At 55.7% G+C, this 22104-nt stretch carries 21 protein-coding genes and 1 riboswitch; of the genes, 15 read left to right on the forward strand and 6 right to left on the reverse strand.

Going from position 1 to position 22104, the window contains the following annotated elements:
* The first annotated feature begins 22 nt into the window (after positions 1–22).
* Positions 23–697 carry a hypothetical protein gene (locus tag MTP37_RS11235; protein ID WP_249237356.1) on the forward strand — a complete coding sequence of 225 codons (675 nt, stop codon included), beginning with the start codon at positions 23–25 and terminating at the stop codon, positions 695–697.
* A gap of 85 nt (positions 698–782) precedes the next feature.
* On the opposite strand, the gene uxaC is transcribed toward MTP37_RS11235, so the two are convergent.
* A complete protein-coding gene (uxaC, locus tag MTP37_RS11240; protein ID WP_249237357.1) occupies positions 783–2216 on the reverse strand; it encodes a glucuronate isomerase in 1434 nt (477 codons plus the stop codon).
* Positions 2217–2543: 327 nt separating this feature from the next.
* On the opposite strand from uxaC, the gene MTP37_RS11245 reads away from it, so the two are divergent.
* The 4 genes from MTP37_RS11245 to MTP37_RS11260 all read left to right on the forward strand — a co-directional run bounded on the left by MTP37_RS11245 (position 2544) and on the right by MTP37_RS11260 (position 6980).
* Positions 2544–4058, forward strand: coding sequence for a tagaturonate reductase (locus MTP37_RS11245; protein WP_249237358.1), 1515 nt, complete (start codon positions 2544–2546; stop codon positions 4056–4058).
* A 207-nt stretch (positions 4059–4265) separates the two neighbouring features.
* A complete protein-coding gene (locus tag MTP37_RS11250; RefSeq protein WP_249237359.1) occupies positions 4266–5756 on the forward strand; it encodes a UxaA family hydrolase in 1491 nt (496 codons plus the stop codon).
* A gap of 79 nt (positions 5757–5835) precedes the next feature.
* Positions 5836–5991: a hypothetical protein gene (locus tag MTP37_RS11255; RefSeq protein ID WP_249237360.1), complete on the forward strand. Its 156-nt coding sequence runs from the start codon at positions 5836–5838 to the stop codon at positions 5989–5991.
* Between the two features lie 107 nt (positions 5992–6098).
* Positions 6099–6980, forward strand: a complete 882-nt coding sequence (locus MTP37_RS11260; RefSeq protein ID WP_249237361.1) for an aldose epimerase family protein — start codon at positions 6099–6101, stop codon at positions 6978–6980.
* Between the two features lie 59 nt (positions 6981–7039).
* Here the strand turns inward: MTP37_RS11260 and MTP37_RS11265 are convergent, their stop codons facing one another.
* From MTP37_RS11265 to MTP37_RS11275, 3 genes are all read right to left on the reverse strand, one after another.
* A complete protein-coding gene (locus tag MTP37_RS11265; RefSeq protein WP_249237362.1) occupies positions 7040–7555 on the reverse strand; it encodes a hypothetical protein in 516 nt (171 codons plus the stop codon).
* 90 nt (positions 7556–7645) lie between these two features.
* Entirely contained in the window at positions 7646–8482 is an 837-nt protein-coding gene (locus MTP37_RS11270; RefSeq protein ID WP_249237363.1) for a hypothetical protein, read from the reverse strand.
* Positions 8483–8552: 70 nt separating this feature from the next.
* Positions 8553–9425: a zinc ribbon domain-containing protein gene (locus MTP37_RS11275; RefSeq protein WP_396344597.1), complete on the reverse strand. Its 873-nt coding sequence runs from the start codon at positions 9423–9425 to the stop codon at positions 8553–8555.
* Between the two features lie 368 nt (positions 9426–9793).
* Positions 9794–9908, forward strand: a riboswitch (FMN riboswitch).
* A gap of 151 nt (positions 9909–10059) precedes the next feature.
* Between MTP37_RS11275 and ribD the strand changes: the two genes are divergently transcribed.
* The 6 genes from ribD to MTP37_RS11305 are packed head-to-tail and all read left to right on the forward strand — an operon-like array spanning position 10060 to position 14382.
* Positions 10060–11184: a bifunctional diaminohydroxyphosphoribosylaminopyrimidine deaminase/5-amino-6-(5-phosphoribosylamino)uracil reductase RibD gene (gene ribD, locus MTP37_RS11280; RefSeq protein WP_249237364.1), complete on the forward strand. Its 1125-nt coding sequence runs from the start codon at positions 10060–10062 to the stop codon at positions 11182–11184.
* Positions 11148–11789, forward strand: coding sequence for a riboflavin synthase (locus MTP37_RS11285; protein WP_249237365.1), 642 nt, complete (start codon positions 11148–11150; stop codon positions 11787–11789). Before ribD ends, MTP37_RS11285 begins: the two co-directional genes overlap by 37 nt.
* A 12-nt stretch (positions 11790–11801) precedes the next feature.
* Positions 11802–12998 (forward strand): bifunctional 3,4-dihydroxy-2-butanone-4-phosphate synthase/GTP cyclohydrolase II, encoded by a 1197-nt coding sequence (locus tag MTP37_RS11290; RefSeq protein ID WP_158396061.1) that lies wholly within the window; start codon positions 11802–11804, stop codon positions 12996–12998.
* Between the two features lie 21 nt (positions 12999–13019).
* Positions 13020–13496 carry a 6,7-dimethyl-8-ribityllumazine synthase gene (gene ribH / locus MTP37_RS11295; RefSeq protein WP_097781396.1) on the forward strand — a complete coding sequence of 159 codons (477 nt, stop codon included), beginning with the start codon at positions 13020–13022 and terminating at the stop codon, positions 13494–13496.
* A gap of 20 nt (positions 13497–13516) precedes the next feature.
* Entirely contained in the window at positions 13517–13933 is a 417-nt protein-coding gene (locus tag MTP37_RS11300; protein WP_249237366.1) for a winged helix-turn-helix domain-containing protein, read from the forward strand.
* The gene (locus MTP37_RS11305) at positions 13930–14382 is read left to right on the forward strand and encodes a low molecular weight protein-tyrosine-phosphatase (protein WP_249237367.1); all 453 of its coding nucleotides are present in this window, start codon (positions 13930–13932) and stop codon (positions 14380–14382) included. The genes MTP37_RS11300 and MTP37_RS11305 overlap by 4 nt, the downstream gene beginning before the upstream one ends.
* 62 nt (positions 14383–14444) lie before the next feature.
* On the opposite strand, the gene rlmD is transcribed toward MTP37_RS11305, so the two are convergent.
* Together rlmD and MTP37_RS11315 are read right to left on the reverse strand one after the other, a co-directional pair.
* Entirely contained in the window at positions 14445–15872 is a 1428-nt protein-coding gene (gene rlmD / locus MTP37_RS11310; RefSeq protein WP_249237368.1) for a 23S rRNA (uracil(1939)-C(5))-methyltransferase RlmD, read from the reverse strand.
* Between the two features lie 15 nt (positions 15873–15887).
* Positions 15888–16310, reverse strand: coding sequence for a BlaI/MecI/CopY family transcriptional regulator (locus MTP37_RS11315; protein WP_249237369.1), 423 nt, complete (start codon positions 16308–16310; stop codon positions 15888–15890).
* Between the two features lie 332 nt (positions 16311–16642).
* On the opposite strand from MTP37_RS11315, the gene serC reads away from it, so the two are divergent.
* The 4 genes from serC (at position 16643) to MTP37_RS11335 (ending at position 22068) form a co-directional block, all read left to right on the forward strand.
* Positions 16643–17725 carry a 3-phosphoserine/phosphohydroxythreonine transaminase gene (gene serC, locus MTP37_RS11320; RefSeq protein WP_249237370.1) on the forward strand — a complete coding sequence of 361 codons (1083 nt, stop codon included), beginning with the start codon at positions 16643–16645 and terminating at the stop codon, positions 17723–17725.
* A 165-nt stretch (positions 17726–17890) separates the two neighbouring features.
* Positions 17891–19051 carry a phosphoglycerate dehydrogenase gene (locus tag MTP37_RS11325; RefSeq protein WP_249237371.1) on the forward strand — a complete coding sequence of 387 codons (1161 nt, stop codon included), beginning with the start codon at positions 17891–17893 and terminating at the stop codon, positions 19049–19051.
* Positions 19052–19499: 448 nt separating this feature from the next.
* A complete protein-coding gene (locus tag MTP37_RS11330; RefSeq protein WP_249237372.1) occupies positions 19500–19781 on the forward strand; it encodes a DUF6110 family protein in 282 nt (93 codons plus the stop codon).
* Positions 19782–19965: 184 nt separating this feature from the next.
* A complete protein-coding gene (locus tag MTP37_RS11335; protein ID WP_249237373.1) occupies positions 19966–22068 on the forward strand; it encodes a heavy metal translocating P-type ATPase in 2103 nt (700 codons plus the stop codon).
* The last annotated feature ends 36 nt before the right edge of the window (positions 22069–22104 follow it).

Genomic DNA, 22104 nt, shown 5'->3' on the forward strand with positions numbered 1-22104 from the left:
TGTGAAGCGAAAGGAGATCCTTATGAAACTGACCGGACTGTTCAAGCGCGGTGCCGCCTGCCTGTGCACCGCCGCCATCCTGATGGGCGGCGTCTCCGCCTTTGCCCTGAGCCCCGCTCTTCCGGACGAGCCTGCCACGGCAGAGCTTTCTGTGACCAACGCGGTGTCGGAGGCACAGCTGCGCTCTGCCCTGTCCAAGTTCACTGTCACCTATGACAGCGAGGCCGAGGGCTGGCAGATCGATTCTCCCTACGAGGATGCCAGCATGGAAAAGACCTCCTGCGGCCTGTACCCCTACCTGTTCGTTACCAACGACGACCCCACCGTGTATCTCAGTCTGGGCATGACCTACTTCGGCAATAAAAAGCTGGACATGAAATCTGTTCGGGTAGAGACCGAGGATAACTACTACGACTTCACCTGCGACGACCAGTTCGGCGGCAGCTACGATAACGACCTCAAGGCATGGTTCGACTATGAGCTGTTCGATATGGACGACGAGACCGGCTGGCTGAACGAGTGGCTTGCCGCCAAGAGCGTCACCGCCACCTTTACCGGCAGGGACGGCTCCACCAAGACCTACACCCTGACCAAGGACAACCTGCAGGCCATCCGGGACGTCCTGAACGTCTACGACACCCTGCTCGGTTCCGATGTTTCCACTGCGCGTGTCGTGCTGCGCAGCCTTGTAAAGTAAAGCTCTTCTGTTTACGCAAAAGCCCCCGGAACGGATCACCGTTCCGGGGGCTTTCTATTGCCTTATTCAGGTTCAGGCACTTCTCTTACAGGTTGAAGTAGCGCTTTGCGTTGTCGAAGCAGATGCCCTTGACGATCTTCTCCAGAGACTTCTCGTCGTTGGGATACTCGCCATCCTCGACCCACTGGCCGATGATGTTGCACAGGATGCGGCGGAAGTAGTCATGACGGGTGTAGCTCAGGAAGCTGCGGCTGTCGGTCAGCATGCCAATGAAGTTGCCCAGCAGGCCCAGGCTTGCCAGACGGGTCATCTGCTCTTCCATGCCGATCTTGTGGTCGTTGAACCACCATGCGGAGCCGTGCTGGATCTTGCCCGGCACCTCGGTGCTCTGGAAGCAGCCCAGAATGGTACCGATCTGTGCGTCGTCGGCAGGGTTCAGGCTGTAGATGATGGTCTTGGGGCACTCGTTGGTCTCATCCAGAGCGCTCAGCAGGCTTGCGATCTCGCCGCCGCAGGTAGCGGTGTTGATCATATCAAAGCCGGTATCGGGGCCGAACTTTGCATACTGGCGGCGGTTGACATTGCGCAGGCAGTTGTAGTGGATCTGCATGGCAATGCCCAGACGGTGATACTGCTTGCCCAGATGGATCAGGATGTAGGTCTGGTACTTCTCAGCCTCTTCGGTGGTGCAGCTCTCGCCCTTCATCACCTTCTGGTAAATGGCGTTGACCTCTTCCTTAGTAGCCTCACGGTAGGGGATGTAATCCAGGCCGTGGTCCGAAGCGCGGCAGCCCATCTCGGCAAAGAACTCGATGCGCTTGGTCAGGGCATCGGTCACGCAGTCGATGCAGGCCAGCTTCTCCTTGCCCACAACAGCGGCCAGCTTGCCCATGTACTCTGCAAAGCCGGGCTTGTTGATGTTGATGGCCTTATCGGGACGGAAGGAAGGAGCCACGGTGAACTTGATGGTGGGATCTTCCTTGATCTTCTTGTGCCAGTACAGATCATCGATGGGGTCATCGGTGGTGCCGATGAAGGCAACGTTGGACTGCTCGATCAGGCCGCGGACGGTCAGCTTGGGGTCATGCTGCAGCTTGTCGTTGCACAGGTTCCAGACTTCCTCAGCGGTATCGCCGTTCAGCACGCCCTCGTAGCCGAAGAACACATGCAGCTCCAGATTGGTCCAGTGGTACATCGGGTTGCCGATGGCCATGGGCAGAGCCTCTGCAAACTTCTGGAAGCGCTCGCGGTCAGGCTTATCACCGGTGATGTACTCTTCGGGCACACCGTTGGAACGCATCACGCGCCACTTATAATGATCGCCGAAGTAGCTGCCGTCCGGGTTGCGGCCACCCAGCCACACCTGAGCGATGTTCTCAAAGCGGCGGTTCTCGTAGATCTCACGGGGAGGGATGTGGCAGTGGTAGTCGCAGATAGGCATATCCGCCGCGTAGTCGTGGTACAGATGCTGCGCAGTGGCAGACTGGAGCATGAAGTCCTTATCCATAAATGCTTTCATGGGTCGATAACTCCTTTTTTCTGATCGATGTTTGTTAGAAAATAGTCAAACGTTGTGTACAACGGGACACCCGCCTGCACGGGAAAACTCGTCTTACTTTTAGTATAGCGGAAAATGCGCATGTATACAACTGAAAAAGTGACAAATTTTCTAGCACACAATTGTGCTTTTCGCTGGAAATGCCCCAAAACGGCACCTTTGGGCTAAAAATATTGCACAAAGCCCTTGACTTATTTGTATACAACAGCATAAAATAGGGTAAGGAGCAGAGGGCAGACAAAGAGGCTCTCTGATAAGCAAAGCAAGTTTATAAAGGAGATCAACAAGATGGAAACTTTGAACTACAAGGTTCTGGAAGGCACCGGCTACAACGGCTACATCCTGAAGGATGCACCCGTCAAGGTCATGCAGTTTGGCGAGGGCAACTTCCTGCGTGCCTTCGTGGATTACTTCTATGACATCGCAAACGAGAAGGCCGGCTACAACGGCAAGGTCAAGCTGGTGCAGCCCATCGGCAACTTCCCCCAGATGGCAGACTGGATCAACGAGCAGGAGGGCCTGTACACCCTGTACCTGCGCGGCAGCGAGAAGGGCCAGAAGGTCGATGCAAAGCGCGTGATCTCCTGCGTGTCCGACTGTGTGTGCCCCTACATCGACGGCAAGTGGGACGAAGTGCTGGCTCTGGCACGCTCTGCCGATCTGGAGACCATCGTTTCCAACACCACTGAGGCCGGCATCGCCTACACGCAGGGCGACAGTGAGTTCGATCAGGTTCCTCCCAACAGCTTCCCCGCAAAGCTGACCCGCGTGCTGTTCGAGCGCTACAAGGCATTCAACGGCGCTGCTGACAAGGGTCTGGCCATCCTGTCCTGCGAGCTGATCGACAACAACGGCAAGGAGCTGCAGAAGTGCTGCAACAACTACGCTAAGGATTGGAATCTGGAGCCTGCCTTCATCGACTGGATGAACAACGCAAACACCTTCTGCTCCACTCTGGTGGACCGCATCGTTCCGGGCCGCATCCGCGATCCCAAGGAACTGGCTGCTATGGAAGAGGCCAACGGCTACCATGATGCCGCTCTGGACGTGGGCGAAGTGTTCGGCGTGTGGGTCATCGAGGGCCCCGCAGAGCTGGAGGACAAGCTGCCGTTCAAGAAGGCCGGCGTCAACGTCATGGTCGTGCCTGACGTCACCCCCTACAAGAAGCGCAAGGTCCGCATCCTGAACGGTGCACACACCGGCTTCGTTCTGGGCGCATATCTGGCCGGCTTCGACATTGTGCGTGACTGCATGCACAACGACACCATCCGCGGCTTCATGAACAAGATGCTGCACGAGGAGATCATCCCCACCCTGCCGCTGGACAAGAAGGATCTGGAAGAGTTTGCCTCCGCTGTTGAGGACCGCTTCAACAACCCCTTCGTCAACCATGAGCTGATGAGCATCTCCCTGAACTCCACCTCCAAGTGGAAGGCCCGCAACATGCCTTCCTTCCTGGCTTACATCGAGGAGCAGAAGCAGCTGCCCAAGTGCCTGACCATGTCTCTGGCCGCCTACATTGCCTTCTATTCCAACGACATTCAGGAGCGTACCGCGGACGGCCTGATCTGCAAGCGCCCCGCCGGCAACACCTACAAGATCCAGGATGACGCATGGGCTCTGGACTTCTACTATGCACACAAGGACGACACCGCAGCCCAGCTGGTGCACGCTGTGCTGACCAACACCCAGATGTGGGATCAGGATCTGACCAAGATCGAGGGTCTGGAGGCCGCTGTTCTGGCAGACCTCGAGAAGATCCGCACCGAGGGTGCCGAGGCTGCCTACAAGAGCTGCCTGTAAGCCTGATCGTTTAAAAGAAACATTGCTTTGAGGTGTGAACCCTCTCAGTCCGCTTCGCGTCCAGCTCCCCCGAGGGGGGGAGCTTTTGCGGAAACGTAAAGTTTTCATCGCAAAGACCTCGCCCTTCGGGAGAGGTGGCATCGCATGGCGATGACGGAGAGGGTTCATTCCCTTTTGTGCTTTTAATTGTCAACAAGGAGAACAACTATGCCGCAGGCAATTCATATCAGCCCCATCGACAACGTGGTCGTTGCTCTGCACCCCATTGCCAAGGGCACGCTGGTGGAAGTGGACGGTCTTTCCGTGACTGCTTTGGAGGACATCCCGCAGGGCCACAAGATGGCGGTCAAGCCCATCAAGAACGGCGAGAACGTCATCAAGTACGGCTTCCCCATCGGCCACGCCACCGCTGACGCCGCTCCCGGCAGCTGGATGCACACCCATAACGTGCACACCAACCTGTCCGGCGAGGTGGAGTACAGCTACAACCCCGCCCCGGATCTGGCTCCCCTGCCTAGGGTCGAGCCGGAGACCTTTATGGGCTTCCGCCGCAAGGATGGCCGCGCTGCCATCCGCAATGAGATCTGGATCATCCCCACCGTGGGCTGCGTCAACGACATCGCCAAGAAGATCGTTGCCGACAATCAGGATCTGGTCACCGGCTCCATCGAGGGCCTGTACACCTTCACTCATCCCTTCGGCTGCAGCCAGACCGGCCACGACCATGCACAGACCCGCAAACTGCTGGCTGCGCTGGTGCGCCACCCCAATGCTGCCGCCGTTCTGGTGCTGCATCTGGGCTGCGAGAACCTGCAGCACGATCAGTTCGTGGAAGAGCTGGGCGAGTACGACCATGACCGTGTGAAGTTCCTCACCTGTCAGGAAGTGGACGACGAGTTCACCGCTGCCCGCGATATCCTCAAGGAACTGGCCGCTTACGCTGGTCAGTTCAAGCGTGAGCCCATCCCCGTGTCCGATCTGGTGGTGGGCATGAAGTGCGGCGGCTCGGACGGCCTGTCCGGCATCACCGCCAACCCCACCATCGGCCGCTTCTCCGACATGATGGGCCAGCGCGGCGGTTCCACCGTGCTGACCGAGGTGCCCGAGATGTTCGGTGCCGAGGGCTTCCTGATGGATCGCTGCATCAACCATGACGTCTTTGTCAAGGCTGAGCACATGATCAACGGCTTCAAGGATTACTTCATCAGCCACAACGAGGTGGTCTACGATAACCCCTCTCCGGGCAACAAGCAGGGCGGCATCACCACTCTGGAGGACAAGAGCTGCGGCTGCGTGCAGAAGGGCGGCACTGCTCCCATCATGGATGTCATCGGCTACGGTGATCCTGTTGTCACCAAGGGCCTGAACATGCTGTACGGCCCCGGCAACGATCTGGTCTCCGCCACGGCCATGACCGCCGCAGGCGCACACCTGATCCTGTTCTCCACCGGCCGCGGCACTCCGTTCTCGGCCCCGGCTCCCACCCTGAAGATCTCCACCAACACTCCGCTGGCCCAGAAGAAATCCGGCTGGATCGACTTCAACACCGGCGTGATCGCAGATGGCGAAAAGACCATCGACGAGGCCGCAAAGGACCTGCTGGATCTGGTCATCCGCGTTGCAAGCGGTGAGCAGACCAAGGCCGAGAAGCACGGCTTCCGCGAGATCTCCATCTTCAAGGACGGCGTCGTTCTGTAAAAATCAAAGGCTGCTGAGCGGTTCGCGCCGCCCGGCGGCCTTTTTGTGCATCTGTGAGCCACAAAAAGGATGTGTTTTTATGGCTATGACCACCCGTATGATGATCTATGCGTTCCTGCTTTATGGCGGCATTTTTGCCGCTATCGTGGCCGTTATTGCAAGGGTCATAAAATATCTCATCCGCTATGGCATTGATTATTATTTTGAAAAACTAAAAGAACATCAGAAGGACTGAACCCTCTCCGGCATCGCCTTGAGATAAAGCGCAAAAAGCTCCCCCTTGGGGAAGCTGGCTGTGAGCTTGCGAACAGACTGAGAGTGTTAAAACAGGAGGTATATTTTATGAATCAAATCACCACCCGTTACGTCACCGAAAACGGTGCCTGCTACGAGCAGTATGTCATCACCGACGCCGAGGCAAAGACCGAGCTGGTCATCACCCCGGAGCGCGGCGGCATGATCACCGGCTTCTCGCTGAACGGCGAGGAGTACATCTGGACCCGCCACCCCAATTTTGCCGAGTGCAACCGTCCCCGCTTCGGCGTGCCGGTGCTGTTCCCCAACTGCGGCCTGCCCGATAACGGCGTGCATATCTTCGACGGCAAGGCATACCCCATGGAGAACCACGGCTTTGCCGACCTGTGCGCATGGGATGTGGAAAGCGTCGGCCCGGACGGCGTGACCCTGATTCTGGAGTCCACCCCGCTGACCAAATTCCTCTATCCCTTTGATTTCACCGTGCTGATGAACTACAACCTCGAAGGCAATACTGCCGCCATCAACATGACCGTGATCAACGAGGGCGATACCAACATGCCCTTCAGTTTCGGCTTCCACCCCTACTTCAAGGCTTCCAAGCTGGAAAACGTGGACTTCGACATCCATTGTGCCACCTGCTCCGAGAGCGCCAAGGGCGATCAGCCCGCTGCCCCGGAAAAGATCACCCTCACCCGCAAGGAAGGCGCCGACAACAGCGTGCGCCTGCTGACCGGCGTACAGTTCCCCATGACCCTCACCGACAGCGGCAACGGCCACAAGGTGACTGTGGATGCAGATGACAGCTTCGACCACGCCGTGCTGTGGCAGCAGGATGCCGAGAGCTTTGTGTGCATGGAGCCCTGGAACGGCTGGGCCAACAGCGTCAACGAGGAAGGCCGGCACGAGGTGCTGGAGCCGGACGAGGCCATGACCGCCGATTGGAGCATCACCATCGAGAAGGTCTGAGCTTCGTATCGTATAACAAAAAGGACACACCTACCATGGTGTGTCCTTTTTGTTATAGTTCAGTTCTTTGCCGGAATCATAAAGCTCTTATTTTCCGCCGGGTCCCAGTAGAGCAGTTCCACCCTGCCGCCCTGTGCCAGCAGTTTTTCCTTCGGTTCCTGCTTTTGCCAGCAGCGTTCCAGCAGCTTTTCCATGTCGGCATCGGCAGACACCTTCTCCGGGCAGAGAGTGCTGCCCTGCCACTTGCCGTCTGTGTACAGGCTCAGCACACCGGCATTGCCCGCCAGAATCGCGGCAATGTCCTTCTTCATGCGGTCGTAGTCATACTCCACCGCCTTGTACTGCCCGTGCCACAGGCCGAAGAACACCGAGAACTCTCCGCCCAGTTCAATGAGCAGATTCTCTTCGTTGTGCGGATTCTTGACCACAAAGGCCACATCTTCGTTTTCCATGTAGTCGAAGTCCGGCTCTTCATTCGTGTGCACGGTAACATGCTGGCTGCTCAGCGCCGCAAGCAGGTCCTCCTGCACGGCACTGGTATCCGGGATCTCATCATAATTGATATTTGCGTTCATTGGGCTACCTTCTTTCTTATCTCATCCAATTTAATTAGCGTATCTCCATTTTTTAATGTTTTTTTATTTGAATTTTCCATATATTAACCATCAGTATCCAATAACCTTAGACTCCACCTCCGAAATCACCTCTTCAGAAATCAAGTTTACATCAAGTCGATATACCACATTCATCCGCGGATTGTATACGCCGAGATACTTTACGTTTTTATATTCCGGATGAATCGAGTGAATTCCCATACGCCAATACATAAGTAATTGAAGAGTATGCTTGTTCTGGAGTTTTCGTTTTGACACTTTAAAGTCCCAGAGAGTATCGTCTGTCAAGAAATCGCCATCACCAGTAGCAACATAACCAGTATATCCACCTTCAAAAGTCAAGCCATCCAATACTTTCGGGCCGTAAATCTCAAAAAAGCGTTGAGAACGTTCAACCATCGTGCGAATATTTTCAATTGTATGTGCATCAGGCTTTATATCCTCCACCGGACGATACGCCATAATCCCCGCCCTACACACAGAATCAAACCCAGATAATTTTACAGCCGCATCAATAGAATTGTCATCCAGTCCATTTATATTAAGTAGCAATTGTTGGAACTGCTCTAACCGGCGAATGCCCATTGCACCCATTCTTGAAATGCAAAATGTCTCCTCTGCCGGGGTTCCAGTCATAAAACGCGTAAGGTAATCCACCGCCAGACCAACCAATCCAGGCGATATATTTTCCTCCGAATTTAAGTCGTCAATGTCACCACCGTCAAGTACTGTTTGTGTAAACTCGTTCGGCCTTATATAGCCACCCCATGGTTGCTTTATTTTACTGATACGCCGTGTTACAGAACACATCCATCCGTTCGCAGCGACATCTTGCAGCGTCAACTCACCGGTTAGAATTTTGTCCAACACATCTTCCCTTGTCAACATGGTTCTCATCTCCCCCCGATGTTGTCATGAATAGGTTTTGGTGTTCCGAGTTTGCTCATAAGTAAACCGATTATTTTCTCATCATGTGTTTTCCTTGGAGTTTGGACAATGCACATACCACCTCGACACGATCCTGATTGTCCAAACTCAATTCAAGGTCATGGTCGATGATGGGCAGCTTGAACCGGACGGACTTCAGCCACTGTCCGTTAGGCTGGCGTTCCGGGTAGATCTGCACCTCATCGATCAAAATCTCCACCAGTCTGCGGCGTTCCGCCTCGGTCATGGTGGCATAAAGCTTGTCAAAGCAAATCAGGATCTTATAGATGTTGTCGCCTGTGATTTTGTCGGCTTCAATGGCCTGCTTCTTTGCCCGGGCATCCATCAGTCCATTTTCCACCTCTTCGATTTTATCGTACATCTTATAAAGGCGGTCGTCAAGGTCGGATTTCCGGGCGATAAAGTGCCGGTCGTCCGGGTCAAGGCTGTCGATCTCCTCCATAAGCCGGGATTTTGTGGAGTAGTGCTGCCGCAGCTGCTTCTCATAGGCGGCAATCTCCTGCTCAATGGCAGTGGTATCCACCTTCATATTGATCTTCTCTTGCATCATAGCGGCAAAACGGGGATTGCTGACCAGCTTGGACACCACTTCAGCAACTGCCGCATCCAGCACTTCCTCTTGAATTTGCTTGCGGTAATCGCACTTGTAGCCCCGCTGCATATTGCGGTGCTTGCAGCCGTAATAATAGAAGTCCTTGTACTTTGTCCCGTCCGGTCGCTTCTTGATAGACTTATTGCCATACATTCCCGCACCGCAAACCGGGCATTTCACAATGTTGGACAGCAGGTGCACCCGATCTGTTTTGGGACGAGCTACCAATTCATACTTCTGTGCATTGGCTTTCATCTTGACCTGCGCGGCCTGCCAGACTTCTTCTGACACCAGACCTTCATGCAGACCATGCCCATCCGCGCATCCTTCTGCCGCAGAACAGGTGCTTGCCGGAGCCTCTCGCAGCCCCTTTTTCGCATCAGCCGAAACTAAGGTGTAACACACACGACTTTGCAAGCAAAGTCGTGTGCCAAAGTGCGCTGCTCTCGCCTGTCGGCTCGGTCAAGCGCTTCAAAATGCAACGCATTTTGAGGTCGCCACTGGCGACCCGCGCCCCTTTGGATTCTCCGTTCACATTGTCCTACGGACGATGTGATTTTATTGTTGTAGCGATTCGCTTCATCCCGGTTTCGTCCCGGTTTGCAGAATGCCCTTGCAATCCGAAAGGAGCCGTGCTATAATGCCGCTGTAATTAAATCAGAAATCTTCAGGGCAGGGTGCGATTCCCTACCGGTGGTACAGCCCACGAGCCGTAAGGCATGATTCGGTGAAACTCCGAAGCCGACAGTACAGTCTGGATGAAAGAAGATACCAAGCGCAGAGCCCGCACGGTTCTGCGCTTGTGGAGGCTGCTCTGGGATGCGTTTGCATTCTGGAGCTTTCTTTTTTGCACAAGGGTCCCTTGTGTCTTTTCGGCTTGCCCTGAACGTTTTTGTTCAGGGCTTTTTCTTTTGGAGGCGACACGATGAACGACAAAGACTATATGCGTCTGGCTTTGCAGCTTGCAAAAAAGGGTTGCGGATGGACATCTCCCAACCCGATGGTGGGTGCCGTGGTCGTAAAAGAGGGCAGGATCATCGGACAGGGCTGGCACCAGAGATACGGTCAGGCTCATGCGGAGCGCAATGCGCTGGCATCCTGCACCGAAGGTCCGCAGGGAGCGACCCTGTATGTGACATTGGAGCCGTGCTGCCATTACGGAAAGCAGCCGCCCTGCGTGGATGCGATTCTGGACGCGGGCATTCACCGGGTGGTCGTGGGTTCTGCTGACCCGAATCCGCTGGTGGCTGGAAAAGGAATTGCAATCCTGCGCGCACACGGCATAGATGTGACCGAAAATGTTCTGCAAGAGGAATGCGATGCGCTGAACAAGGTGTTCTTCCACTATATCACCACAAAACGCCCCTTCGTTTCCATGAAATACGCCATGACGATGGACGGAAAAATCGCCACATACACAGGCGCTTCCAAATGGATCACCGGGGAAATTGCCCGGAATCATGTTCAACGGCAGCGACACCGATTCCGCGGCATTATGGTGGGAGTCGGAACCATCCTAGCAGATGACCCGCTGCTGACCTGCCGGATAGAGGGTGGCCGTGATCCCGTCCGGATCATCTGTGATACACATTTGCGGACACCGCTGCAATCACAGGTGGTCATGACCGCCAAACAGGTTCCGACCATTCTTGCGACCTGCTGCGGCGACCCGGAGAAGCAGGCGGCATATCAACAGGCCGGGTGCCGGGTCCTTTGTCTGGAAGCGCATTGCGGTCATGTGAATCTTCTGCAACTGATGGAACAGCTGGGGCAGGAGCAGATCGACAGCATTCTGCTGGAAGGCGGCGGAACCTTGAACTGGTCTGCACTGGAAAGCGGCATCGTGCAGCAGGTACAGGCTTACATTGCCCCGAAGCTGTTCGGAGGAAGGGATGCCAAAGCACCCATTGAGGGTGCAGGTGTCCCGCTTCCGGATGCTGCATTCCGCCTGAAGAACAGCCGATTGGAACAGCTTGGCAAAGATTTCCTGATCGAAAGTGAGGTAGAGTACCCGTGTTTACCGGAATCGTGGAAGAAGTCGGAACAATAAAATCCATCAATCGGGGACAGCATTCCGCCGTACTGACTGTTCGTGCAAAAACGGTTCTGGAAGGAACCAGGATCGGCGACAGCATCGCCGTCAACGGCATCTGTCTGACCGTCAGGCAGCTCTTCCCGGATAGCTTTGCTGCGGATGTCATGCACGAGACCTTGAACCGCTCTGCACTTGCACAGCTCACCATTGGAAGTGCTGTCAATCTGGAACGTGCCATGCCGGCCAACGGACGTTTTGGCGGACACATCGTAGCAGGCCATGTGGATGGCGTCGGACGCATTGCTAATATCCGAAAAGACGATACGGCTATCTGGTACACCATTCATGCAGATTCTGCGATCCTTCGCTATGTCGTCGAAAAAGGCTCTATCACAATAGACGGTATCAGCCTGACCGTGGCTGCGGTGGAACCTACGGGCTTTTCCGTGTCCACGATACCGCACACCGTCCGTCAGACGAACCTGAACCAACGGCACAAAGGGGATTTTGTCAATTTGGAAACCGATGTTGTTGGAAAATATATCGAGAGGCTGCTTTCATCAGAAACACCGAAGCAAAACACGCTCACAAAAGAAATGCTGCTGCGCTGCGGCTTTTAAGGAGAGTTTAGGATGAACTTCAATACCATTCCCGAAGCTTTGCAAGACCTGAAACAAGGAAAAATCATTCTGGTAACGGATGACCCCGACCGTGAAAACGAGGGGGACTTCATCTGTGCTGCCGAATTTGCCACCACCGAAAACATCAACTTTATGGCGACCCACGGCAAAGGTCTGATCTGTATGCCGATGTCCGAGGCTTTCGTCCAGAAGCTGCAATTTCCGCAGATGGTGCAGCATAACACCGACAACCATGAAACGGCATTTACGGTGTCCATCGACCACGTTTCTACTTCTACGGGCATTTCTGCCGCAGAGCGTTCCATTACGGCGATGGCTTGTGTGGACGATCACGCAAAAGCAGAAGATTTCCGCAGACCGGGCCATATGTTCCCCCTTCTGGCAAAAAAGAACGGTGTATTGGAGCGCAACGGTCACACGGAAGCAACCGTTGACCTGTGCCGTCTGGCAGGGCTGAAAGAATGCGGCCTGTGCTGCGAGATCATGCGGGAGGATGGCACGATGATGCGCACCGCTGAACTGGCAAAGCTGGCAGAGCGTTTCCAGATCAAATTCATCACCATCCGTGATTTACAGGAGTACCGCAAGTGTCACGATAAACTGGTCGATCAGGTGACGGCGGTGAACCTGCCCACCAAGTATGGCACCTTCAGAGCTTATGGTTTTGTGAGCCGCCTGAACGGAGAGCATCACATTGCACTGGTAAAAGGTGACATTGGCGATGGAAAGGATATTCTGTGCCGCGTCCACTCGGAATGCCTGACAGGAGATACATTTGGCTCTTTGCGTTGTGACTGCGGCCAACAGCTGGCCGCTGCCATGACGCAGATCGAAAAAGAAGACCGGGGTATCCTGCTCTATATGCGGCAGGAAGGCCGGGGCATCGGTCTGATCAACAAGCTGCGTGCCTATGAACTTCAGGAGCAGGGCATGGATACGCTGGAAGCCAATCTCGCTCTGGGGTTCCATGGAGATGAACGGGAGTATTATCTCGGCGCACAGATCCTCCGGGAACTTGGCGTAAAAAGCCTGCGCCTGCTTACCAATAACCCGGACAAAGTATATCAGCTCTCCGAGTTTGGGCTGGAGATCTCCGAGCGCGTACCCATTCAGATGACGGCGACCCCGTATGACCTGTTTTACCTGAAAACGAAGCAGGCACGGATGGGGCATCTTCTGGAATATTAACAACGAAAGAGGTATTTAAAAATGAAAACATTTGAAGGCAAGCTGGTTTCTCAGAATATCAAGGTCGGTATCGTAGCTGCCCGATTCAACGAATTTATCACGTCCAAACTTCTGAGCGGAGCAATGGATGGTCTGCTCCGGCACGATGTGCAGGACGCTGATATTCATGTTGCATGGGTTCCGGGTGCTTTTGAGATCCCACTGGTTGCCTCTAAAATGGCAAAAAGCGGAAAGTATGATGCTGTGATCTGCCTTGGTGCCGTGATTCGCGGTTCTACCAGCCATTACGACTATGTGTGCAATGAGGTTTCCAAAGGCATTGCCACGGTCTCGCTGGAAAGCGGGGTTCCCGTCCTCTTTGGTGTTCTGACCACCGAAAACATCGAACAGGCCATCGAGCGGGCAGGCACCAAAGCAGGTAATAAAGGCTATGACTGTGCAGTCAGTGCCATCGAGATGGTAAACCTGCTCCGGGAAATGGATACCGCCGCAGAGTAAAATACACGCAGGAGTTTGCCATGATCGTTATAAAGACCCGACAGCCTGACCCGGAATTGGAGCAGAAGATCCGGATGCTTCTGGAACGAGAGCACATCGAGGCAGAGCAAATATCCATTGATTCATGGGAGAAGTTGATTCTTCCGGGGCTTACACTGGATGGAATGACCCACGAAGTGTCGTGCAACGGCAGAAAAGTCTCCCTTACACGACTGGAGTTCGATTTGCTGCTGATGCTTGCCTCCCACGAAGGACAAATCTTCTCAAAAGAAGAGCTTTTCCGTGCTGTGTGGGGACAAAACTGTGACGACACCTTAAAGGTCGTGGCAAATACCGTTTCCAATCTGCGAAAGAAGCTGGCCGGCTGCGGTAGCTTTATCCGCACTACCCACGGCGGCTATGCTTTTGTAAGCCAAAAGGAGAACGACCCGGCATGACCAGGATCTTATTTATTTGTCTCGGAAATATCTGCCGAAGCCCGATGGCGGAGTATGTGATGAAAGACCTTACGTCCAAGGCAGGACTATCCGAGCAATTTGAAATCGCATCAGCCGCCACCAGTGCATGGGAAATCGGAAATCCGGTCTATCCTCCTGCACGGCAGAAGCTGGCAGAACATGGCATCGACTGCAACGGCAAGACCGCCCGGCAGATGACCCGGCTGGATTATACACGGTATGATCATCTGATTGGCATGGACGAAAGTAATCTGTGCGACATCCTGCGGCTTGTCGGCGGAGACCCACAGCATAAAGTCTCGCTGCTGATGGCGCATACGGATCATCCCCGTGAAGTGGCAGACCCATGGTTCACGGGAGATTTTGAAGCCACATGGCAGGATATACTGGAAGGATGCACGGCATTGCTTGAGGAACTGCGATCATAACAGATTATCATAAAAACGGACGGATGTCTGCCAGTTGACAGACATCCGTCTATTTTTTTATTTCAAATCATCTTAAAATACTTCAGCGCCTCCCGGATGGCTCTTTCCTTCTCCGCCGGGCACTTGAGCCGCTTGGGGTTCTCAGCCTTAGGCTTGTTGTAGTTCTGCCGCTCCTTGATGCCGCATTTCTGCTTGACCTGTGCAATATAGAGGTCGCTCACGTTCAGACCGGTGTGTTCCTTGACGTGCTCCCGGATCTCTTCATAGGTAGCCTTGGTCTCTGCAGCAGTCACATCCAGTTCATCCATTTTCAGATTCACCGTGATCTTCTGGTAGATATCTAGTTTGGACAATGCACATACCGTCTCGATATGCTCACTGTGGGGGAACATATCCACCGGCGTACTGCTCTCCACTTTGTATCCCTTTCGGGTCAGCAGCTCAAGATCCCGGGCCAGCGTGACCGGGTTGCAGCTGACGTACACCACACGCTTCGGGGCCATGCGGGCCACGCTTTCGATAAACTGCGGCGTAGAGCCCTCCCGCGGCGGGTCCATAAAGATCACGTCTGCCCGCTCGCCTGCGGCGGCAGCCTCGCCGATCCACTGGGTGGCATCGGCGGCAAAGAAGCGGGCGTTCTTCACGCCGTTGTGCTTTGCATTGCCAATGGCGTCATGCACTGCGTCGCGGTTCAGCTCCACACCCACCACCTGCTTTGCATGGTCGGCGGCGGTCAGGCCGATGGTTCCGATGCCGCAGTAGGCATCCAGCACTACCTCTTTTCCGGTCAGCTTTGCGGCGTCCACCGCAAGGCCGTACAGCACTTCGGTCTGGGCGTGGTTGATCTGGTAAAAGCTGCGTGGGCTGATGGCATAGGTCTTGCCGCAGAGGGTATCCAGAATGAAGCCCTTGCCGTACAGCACCTTTTCCGCTTCATCCAGCACTACGCTGGTCCTGCGGCTGTTCACATTCTGCACGATGGTGGTGATGGTCACGCCCTGCCTTCCGGCTTCAGTCAGCAGTGCTTTGACAAAGTTTTTGGCTCCCGGCAGCACCGGCTGGGCCGTTACCAGCACCACCATCACCTGCCCGGTCATGACGCCACGCCGCAGCAGGCAGTGACGCAGAAGGCCGGTGCCCTTATCCTCATTGAAAGGCTGGTAATGGCAGGCGCCCGCCGCTGCGCGCACAGCCAGCATGGTCTTGTCCAGCACTTCGTCCTGCAAAAGGCAGCTTTCCACCGGCAGCACCTTATGGCTGTTTGCCGCGTAAATGCCGGAGGTAAGTTTTCCACCCCAGCCGGTGGTAAATGTGGATATCACCTTGTTCCGATAGTGGTACGGCGTTTCCATGCCCCGGATATGTTCCACCGGGCCGAATCTGCCCAGCAGCTTTTTCACGGTCTCTTCTTTCTGCTTCAGCTGTGCGGCGTAGTCCATGCCCAGCATCGGGCAGCCGCCGCAGTTCTTGGCACGCAGTTTGCAATCCATCTTCCGCTCTCCTTTTTATCCATAAGGGTCATACAGATCATATTCTTCCGTTTCCAGATGCTTTTCCTCCAGCACCTTCATGGCCTGTTCCAGCTCGCTCTGGCCGCAACCGCTCTCACTCACCAGCGCGTGCACCGCCGCCGCAAGGTCGCCGCCAAAGAGGGTGTCCAGCCGTTCGCGCATGCTCCACACATTATAGGCGCGCCGGGTGATGGCCGGGGTATAGGTGTTGTGGTTGCCGTCCTTGCCGCTTTTCACCCAGCCTTTCTCCTCCAGCCGGTAAAGAAAGTTGAGCACGGTCGCCGGGGCCCAGCCCTTTGCACGCAGCTTTTCGTCGATGTCCCGCCGGGTCGCGGGCGCACGGCAGGCCCACACCGCCAGCATCACCTGCTCCTCTGTCGCCGAAAGCGGCTTTACACTGTCCGGGATGCCATACATCCTGCTGTTCTCCCTCCTTTCCGCATCTTTTTTGCTTTTACATTTGTCTTTGTTTCTTCATTATACCTGTTTTCCCGTAAAAGTGCAAGAGCCGGAAATGCCGATGGAATCAGGCTTTTTCGGCTATATTTTACATTTGTCTTAATTTTTGTTTTTCCGTCAAGGACATTTGTGTGCTTTGTGCCTGCACAGGGGCTTTTGCGCCGTATCTTTGTGCAAAGATGCTCTTGTTTTCGCCCCCGCAAAACCGGTATACTACGGCTACAGCAATCAAACAGAACGCACCGCAGAAAACCGCGGTGCTGTGCGATACAGGAAAGGGAGAGTTCATTATGGCACGAGTTTACAACTTCAGCGCAGGCCCCAGCATGCTGCCCGAGAAGGTGCTCAAGCAGGCACAGACAGAGCTGCTCGAGTACGGCGACAGCGGTCAGAGCGTGATGGAAATGAGCCACCGCAGCAAGTGGTTCGATGCCATCATCAAGGACACCGAGGCCACCCTGCGCCGGGTAATGAACATTCCCGACAACTACAAGGTCGGTTTCTTTCAGGGCGGTGCTACCCAGCAGTTCGCCATGGTCCCGCTGAATTTCATGACCACCGGCAAGGCAGATTACCTTGTCACCGGCAACTTCTCGAACCTTGCCGCCAAGGAAGCCGCCAAGTTCGGCGAGGTGAACATCGTTGCTTCCAGCAAGGACAAGAACTTCACCTACATCCCGGACGTGAACGCCATCAACTATGATAAGGATGCCAGCTACATCCACATCTGCCAGAACAACACCATCTTCGGCACCCAGTTCGTGGAGGTGCCGCAGGTGGAGGGTGTGCCTCTGGTGGCAGACATGAGCTCCATGATCCTCTCCAAGCCGGTGGACGTGACCAAGTACGGCTGCATCTACTTCGGCGTGCAGAAGAATGTGGCCCCCGCCGGTATGGCCATTGCCATCGTCCGCGATGACCTGCTGGGCCATGCCGCCGACAATGTGCCCACCATGATGAACTACACCACCCTGCTGGGCAAGGACAGCATGTACAACACGCCCCCCTGCTGGTGCATCTATATGACCGGTCTGGTGCTCAAGTATCTGGAAAACGACATCGGCGGTCTTGCCAACATGCAGAAGATCAACGAAGCCAAGGCCAAGGTGCTGTACGACTATCTGGACGGTCAGGACTTCTTCACGAATCCTGTGGAGCACCGCTACCGCAGCACCATGAACGTCACCTTCACCAGCCCCAATGCAGATCTGGACAAGAAGTTCTGCGCCGAAGCTGCAGAAGCAGGCTTCGTGAACCTGAAGGGCCACCGTCTGGTGGGCGGCATGCGCGCTTCTATCTACAACGCCATGCCTGCCGAGGGCGTGGATAAGCTGGTGGACTTCATGGAGAAGTTCCGCAAGGAAAATGCATAAAACCCTCTCAGCCTCACTTCGTTCGGCAGCTCCCCCGAGGGGGGAGCTTTTTATCAGAAGGACAACTTGATCGAACCCGCTTTCTAAGCTCGCCCTTCGGGAGAGCTGGCACGGTGCAAGCCGTGACTGAGAGGGTTCTCGTATAATAGAAGGGAAATCTGGACTATGTACACCATCAAAACTTTGAACGCCATCAGCCCGGTGGGTCTGGCAAAGCTGAACAACAAGCAGTTTGACGTAGCTGTGGACACCGATGCCCCGGACGGCATCCTCGTCCGCAGCGCCGACATGCTGAATACCGCCTTCAACGACAATCTTCTGGCCATCGCCCGCGCCGGTGCCGGCGTGAACAACATCCCGCTGGAGCGCTGCAGCGAGCAGGGCATCGTGGTGTTCAACACCCCCGGTGCCAACGCCAACGCTGTGGCCGAGCTGGTGATCGGTATGCTGATCGCCGGCAGCCGCAATGTGGCTGCTGCTGCCCAGTGGTGTCAGGGCCTGACCGGCGACCCCGCCATGGCAAAGACCGTGGAAAAGGGCAAGAAGCAGTTCGTGGGCAACGAGATCAAGGGCAAGACGCTGGGTGTCATCGGTCTGGGTGCCATCGGCTCCCGCGTGGCCAACTGCGCCATTGAGCTGGGCATGGAGGTCTACGGCTACGACCCCTACATCTCCATTGACGCCGCATGGAACCTGAGCAGTCAGGTGCACCACTGCGTGAACCTGAACGACATGTTGCCGCTGTGCGACTACATCACCATCCATGTGCCCTACCTGCCCACCACCAAGGACACCATCAACACACAGACCCTTGCCCTGTGCAAGGATGGCGTGAAGATCCTGAACTACGCCCGCGGCGAACTGGTCAACACCGAAGCCCTGCTGGAAGCCATGGAGACCGGCAAGGTGTCCGGCTACATGACCGACTTCCCGTCTGAGGCCATTCTGGGCAAGCCCGGCATCGTGTGCACCCCGCATCTGGGCGCTTCCACCCCGGAAGCCGAGGACAACTGCGCTGTCATGGCTGCAAAGGAGCTGAGCGACTACCTGAAGAACGGCAACATCATCCACTCGGTGAACATGCCGGAGGTCAACCAGCCCCGCGCAGGCGGCAAGCGCATCTGCATCATCCACAAAAACGAGCCCGGCATGATCAGCCAGATCACCGCCCTGACCACCGAAGCCGGTCTGAACATCGAAAACATGGTGAACAAGAGCAAGAAGAACATGGCCTACACCATGCTGGATGCTACCGGTGCTGTGGACAAGAAGCTGGCCGAAAAGCTGGCTGCCATCCCCGCCGTGATCCGGGTGCGCATCCTGTAAAGCAAAACGATTTAAAATGCCCGCCGCTTCGCTCTGGGCATCTTCAGCGGAAAACGATTTTTATTTTAGCAACCCGGAAAAATCTGCGGATTTTTCCGGGTTGCTTTTTCACCGAGAAGGGCCGTGGCGGCAAACTGCATTTCCAAACCAGGACTTTTTACAAGCTGGAAATTCTTTCTCGTCCCATCTGCCGGTTAGTTTCCATTTACAAACTGTAGTTTGTCTCAAAAAACGCGTTAGAGATAGCTTTTTCTAACTACACATCGTAAAAAGTTTACATGTATTAACATTCAAGAAAAAGCTTGAAAATGGTAAATTCTGTGCTACAATAGGCTCGACAGAAGGGAAATGTCCACCCTGTTCTCCGGCTTTTGGGCCGGTATATTCATCTTACAGGTCCTGCGGTGCAGGGCCTCTGACAGGAAATAGAAAAGGTAGGGAAGTTACTATGGATATCAAGAAGATCGCACTGTTCGCCGCCGGTACGCTGTTCGGTTCTGCCGGTTTTAAGCTGCTGTCCAGCAATGACGCCAAGAAGGTCTACACCCAGACCACCGCTGCCGTGCTGCGCATGAAGGACTCCACCATGGAGACCGTCAGCAAGGTCCAGGAGCAGGCCGGTGACATTCTGGCCGATGCAAAGGCCATCAACGAGGCTCGTGCTGTTGAAGCCGAGGCTGCTGTGATCGAGGATGCCGCCGAGGAGACCACCGAAGAGACCGCTGAGTAATTTTCGGTTCGTAAAGCACTGAAAGCCCCAACGTGGCTTTCGAGCCGCCTTCGGGCGGCTCTTTTTTGTGAACGATAGAGAAATGTCACTGCAAGTGACAAAGTGGGGAATAAGGCGGCAAGCCTGTAGACCAGATGCAGGCGCACCCCGCCGTTTTACTGCATAAGAAAGGTCTTTGCGCAATATGAAATGTACCATTCTGCATGAAGGCAAGGGCCGGATGCGCGTGCATGTGGAAAAAGTCCGCATGACCCTGCACCGTGCCGATGTGCTGGAAGCTTATCTAAACCACCATGATGCCATTGTCCATGCCGCCGTTTACGAGCGCACCGGCGATGTGGTCATCACCTATACCGGCAGACGTTCCGCTGCCATCGCTGTTCTGGCGGGCTATAAGTTCGATGTGGCCGAGTATGACGCTCTGGTCACCTCCGCCGACAGCCGCAGGCTGAACCGGGAATATCAGGATAAAATGTTCGATCTGGTGGCAGGCCGCTGCCTGCGCAAGCTGTTCCTGCCCGCACCCCTTGACGCTGCCTACACCGCCTTCCGCTCCATCCACTTTCTCTGGAAGGGTGTGCGCTGCGTGCTGAGCCGCAGGCTGGAAGTGGAGGTGCTGGACGCTTTGTCCATCGGCGTCTCGCTGCTGCGCGGCGACTTTGGCACCGCAGGTTCTGTCATGTTCCTGCTGAATCTGGGCTCTCTGCTGGAAGAGTGGACCCGCAAGAAGAGTCTGGACGATCTGGCCCGCAGCATGGCCCTGAACGTAGACAAGGTATGGGTGCGCAGTCAGGGCACCGAAGTGCTGGTGCCTCTGACCAAAGTACGCTCCGGCGATGAGGTGGTCGTGCGCAGCGGCAACATGATCCCGCTGGACGGCACCGTGCTGGAAGGCGAAGCCATGGTGAATCAGGCCGCTCTGACCGGCGAAGCCATGCCGGTGCGCAAGGCAGAGGGCTCCACCCTCTATGCCGGCACCGTTGTGGAGGAGGGCGAGTGCGTCTTTATCGCCAAGGCCGAGGGCGGTTCCAACCGCTACGACAAGATCGTGGCCATGATCGAGGAATCCGAAAAGCTCAAGTCCAGCACCGAGAACCGTGCGCTGGTGCTGGCCGACAAGCTGGTGCCATGGTGTCTGGGCGCAACGGTGGTCACCTATCTGCTCACCCGCAACGCCACCCGCGCCATCTCCTGCCTGATGGTGGACTTCTCCTGTGCGCTCAAGCTCTCCATGCCGCTGGCCGTGCTTTCTGCCATGCGTGAGTGCGGCAGCTACCACATCACCGTCAAGGGCGGCAAGTATCTGGAAGCCCTGTCCAAGGCAGACACCATCGTGTTCGACAAGACCGGCACCCTCACCCGTGCCACCCCGCAGGTGGTGGAGGTCGTGCCCTTCTCCGGCTGTAACGAGCGCGAAGTTCTGCAGCTGGCCGCCTGTCTGGAAGAGCACTTCCCCCATTCCATGGCCAACGCCGTGGTGCGTGCCGCCAAGGAGCACGGCATTTCCCATGAGGAGATGCACTCTGAGGTGGAGTACATCGTGGCCCACGGCATTGCAAGCCGCGTAGGCGGCGAACGAGTGGTCATCGGCAGCCACCACTTCGTCTTTGAGGATGAAAAGTGCACCATTCCCGCAGCCGAGCAGCAGAAGTTCGATGCCCTCAAGCCCGCGTATTCGCACCTGTACATGGCTGCCAGCGGGCAGCTGGTGGGCGTCATCTGCATCTCCGACCCGCTGCGCCCGGAAGCCGCCGCTGTGCTGAACGGCCTGCGTGCGCTGGGCATCCAAAACACCGTCATGATGACCGGCGACAGCGAACGCACCGCTGCCGCCATTGCAAAGCAGGTGGGCGTGGACCGCTTCTTTGCCGAGGTGCTGCCCGAGGATAAGGCAAACTTTGTCCAGCAGGCCAAGGCCGAGGGCCACACCGTGGTGATGATCGGTGACGGCATCAACGACTCGCCTGCCCTGTCCGCTGCCGATATCGGCATCGCCATCAACTCCGGCGCTGCCATCGCCCGCGAGATCGCCGATGTGACCATCAAGGCCGACAGTCTGGAGGAGCTGGTAGCGCTCAAGGCCATCGCCAACTCCCTGCAGAAGCGCGTGCACGCAAACTACCGCTTCGTGCTCACCTTCAACTCCGCTCTCATCGCGCTGGGTGCTCTGGGCATCCTGCAGCCGGCATCCTCTGCCATGCTGCATAACCTGTCCACCATTGGCATCAGCCTGAAGAGCATGACCAACCTCCTGCCGGAGAACAGGGCCCCGCAGCTGAAAGCCTGAACCATTGCATAAAAACAACGCCGTGTCGAGTGTTCA

Source organism: Faecalibacterium sp. HTF-F (genome assembly GCF_023347535.1).
Classification (GTDB): Bacteria; Bacillota; Clostridia; order Oscillospirales; family Ruminococcaceae; genus Faecalibacterium; species Faecalibacterium wellingii.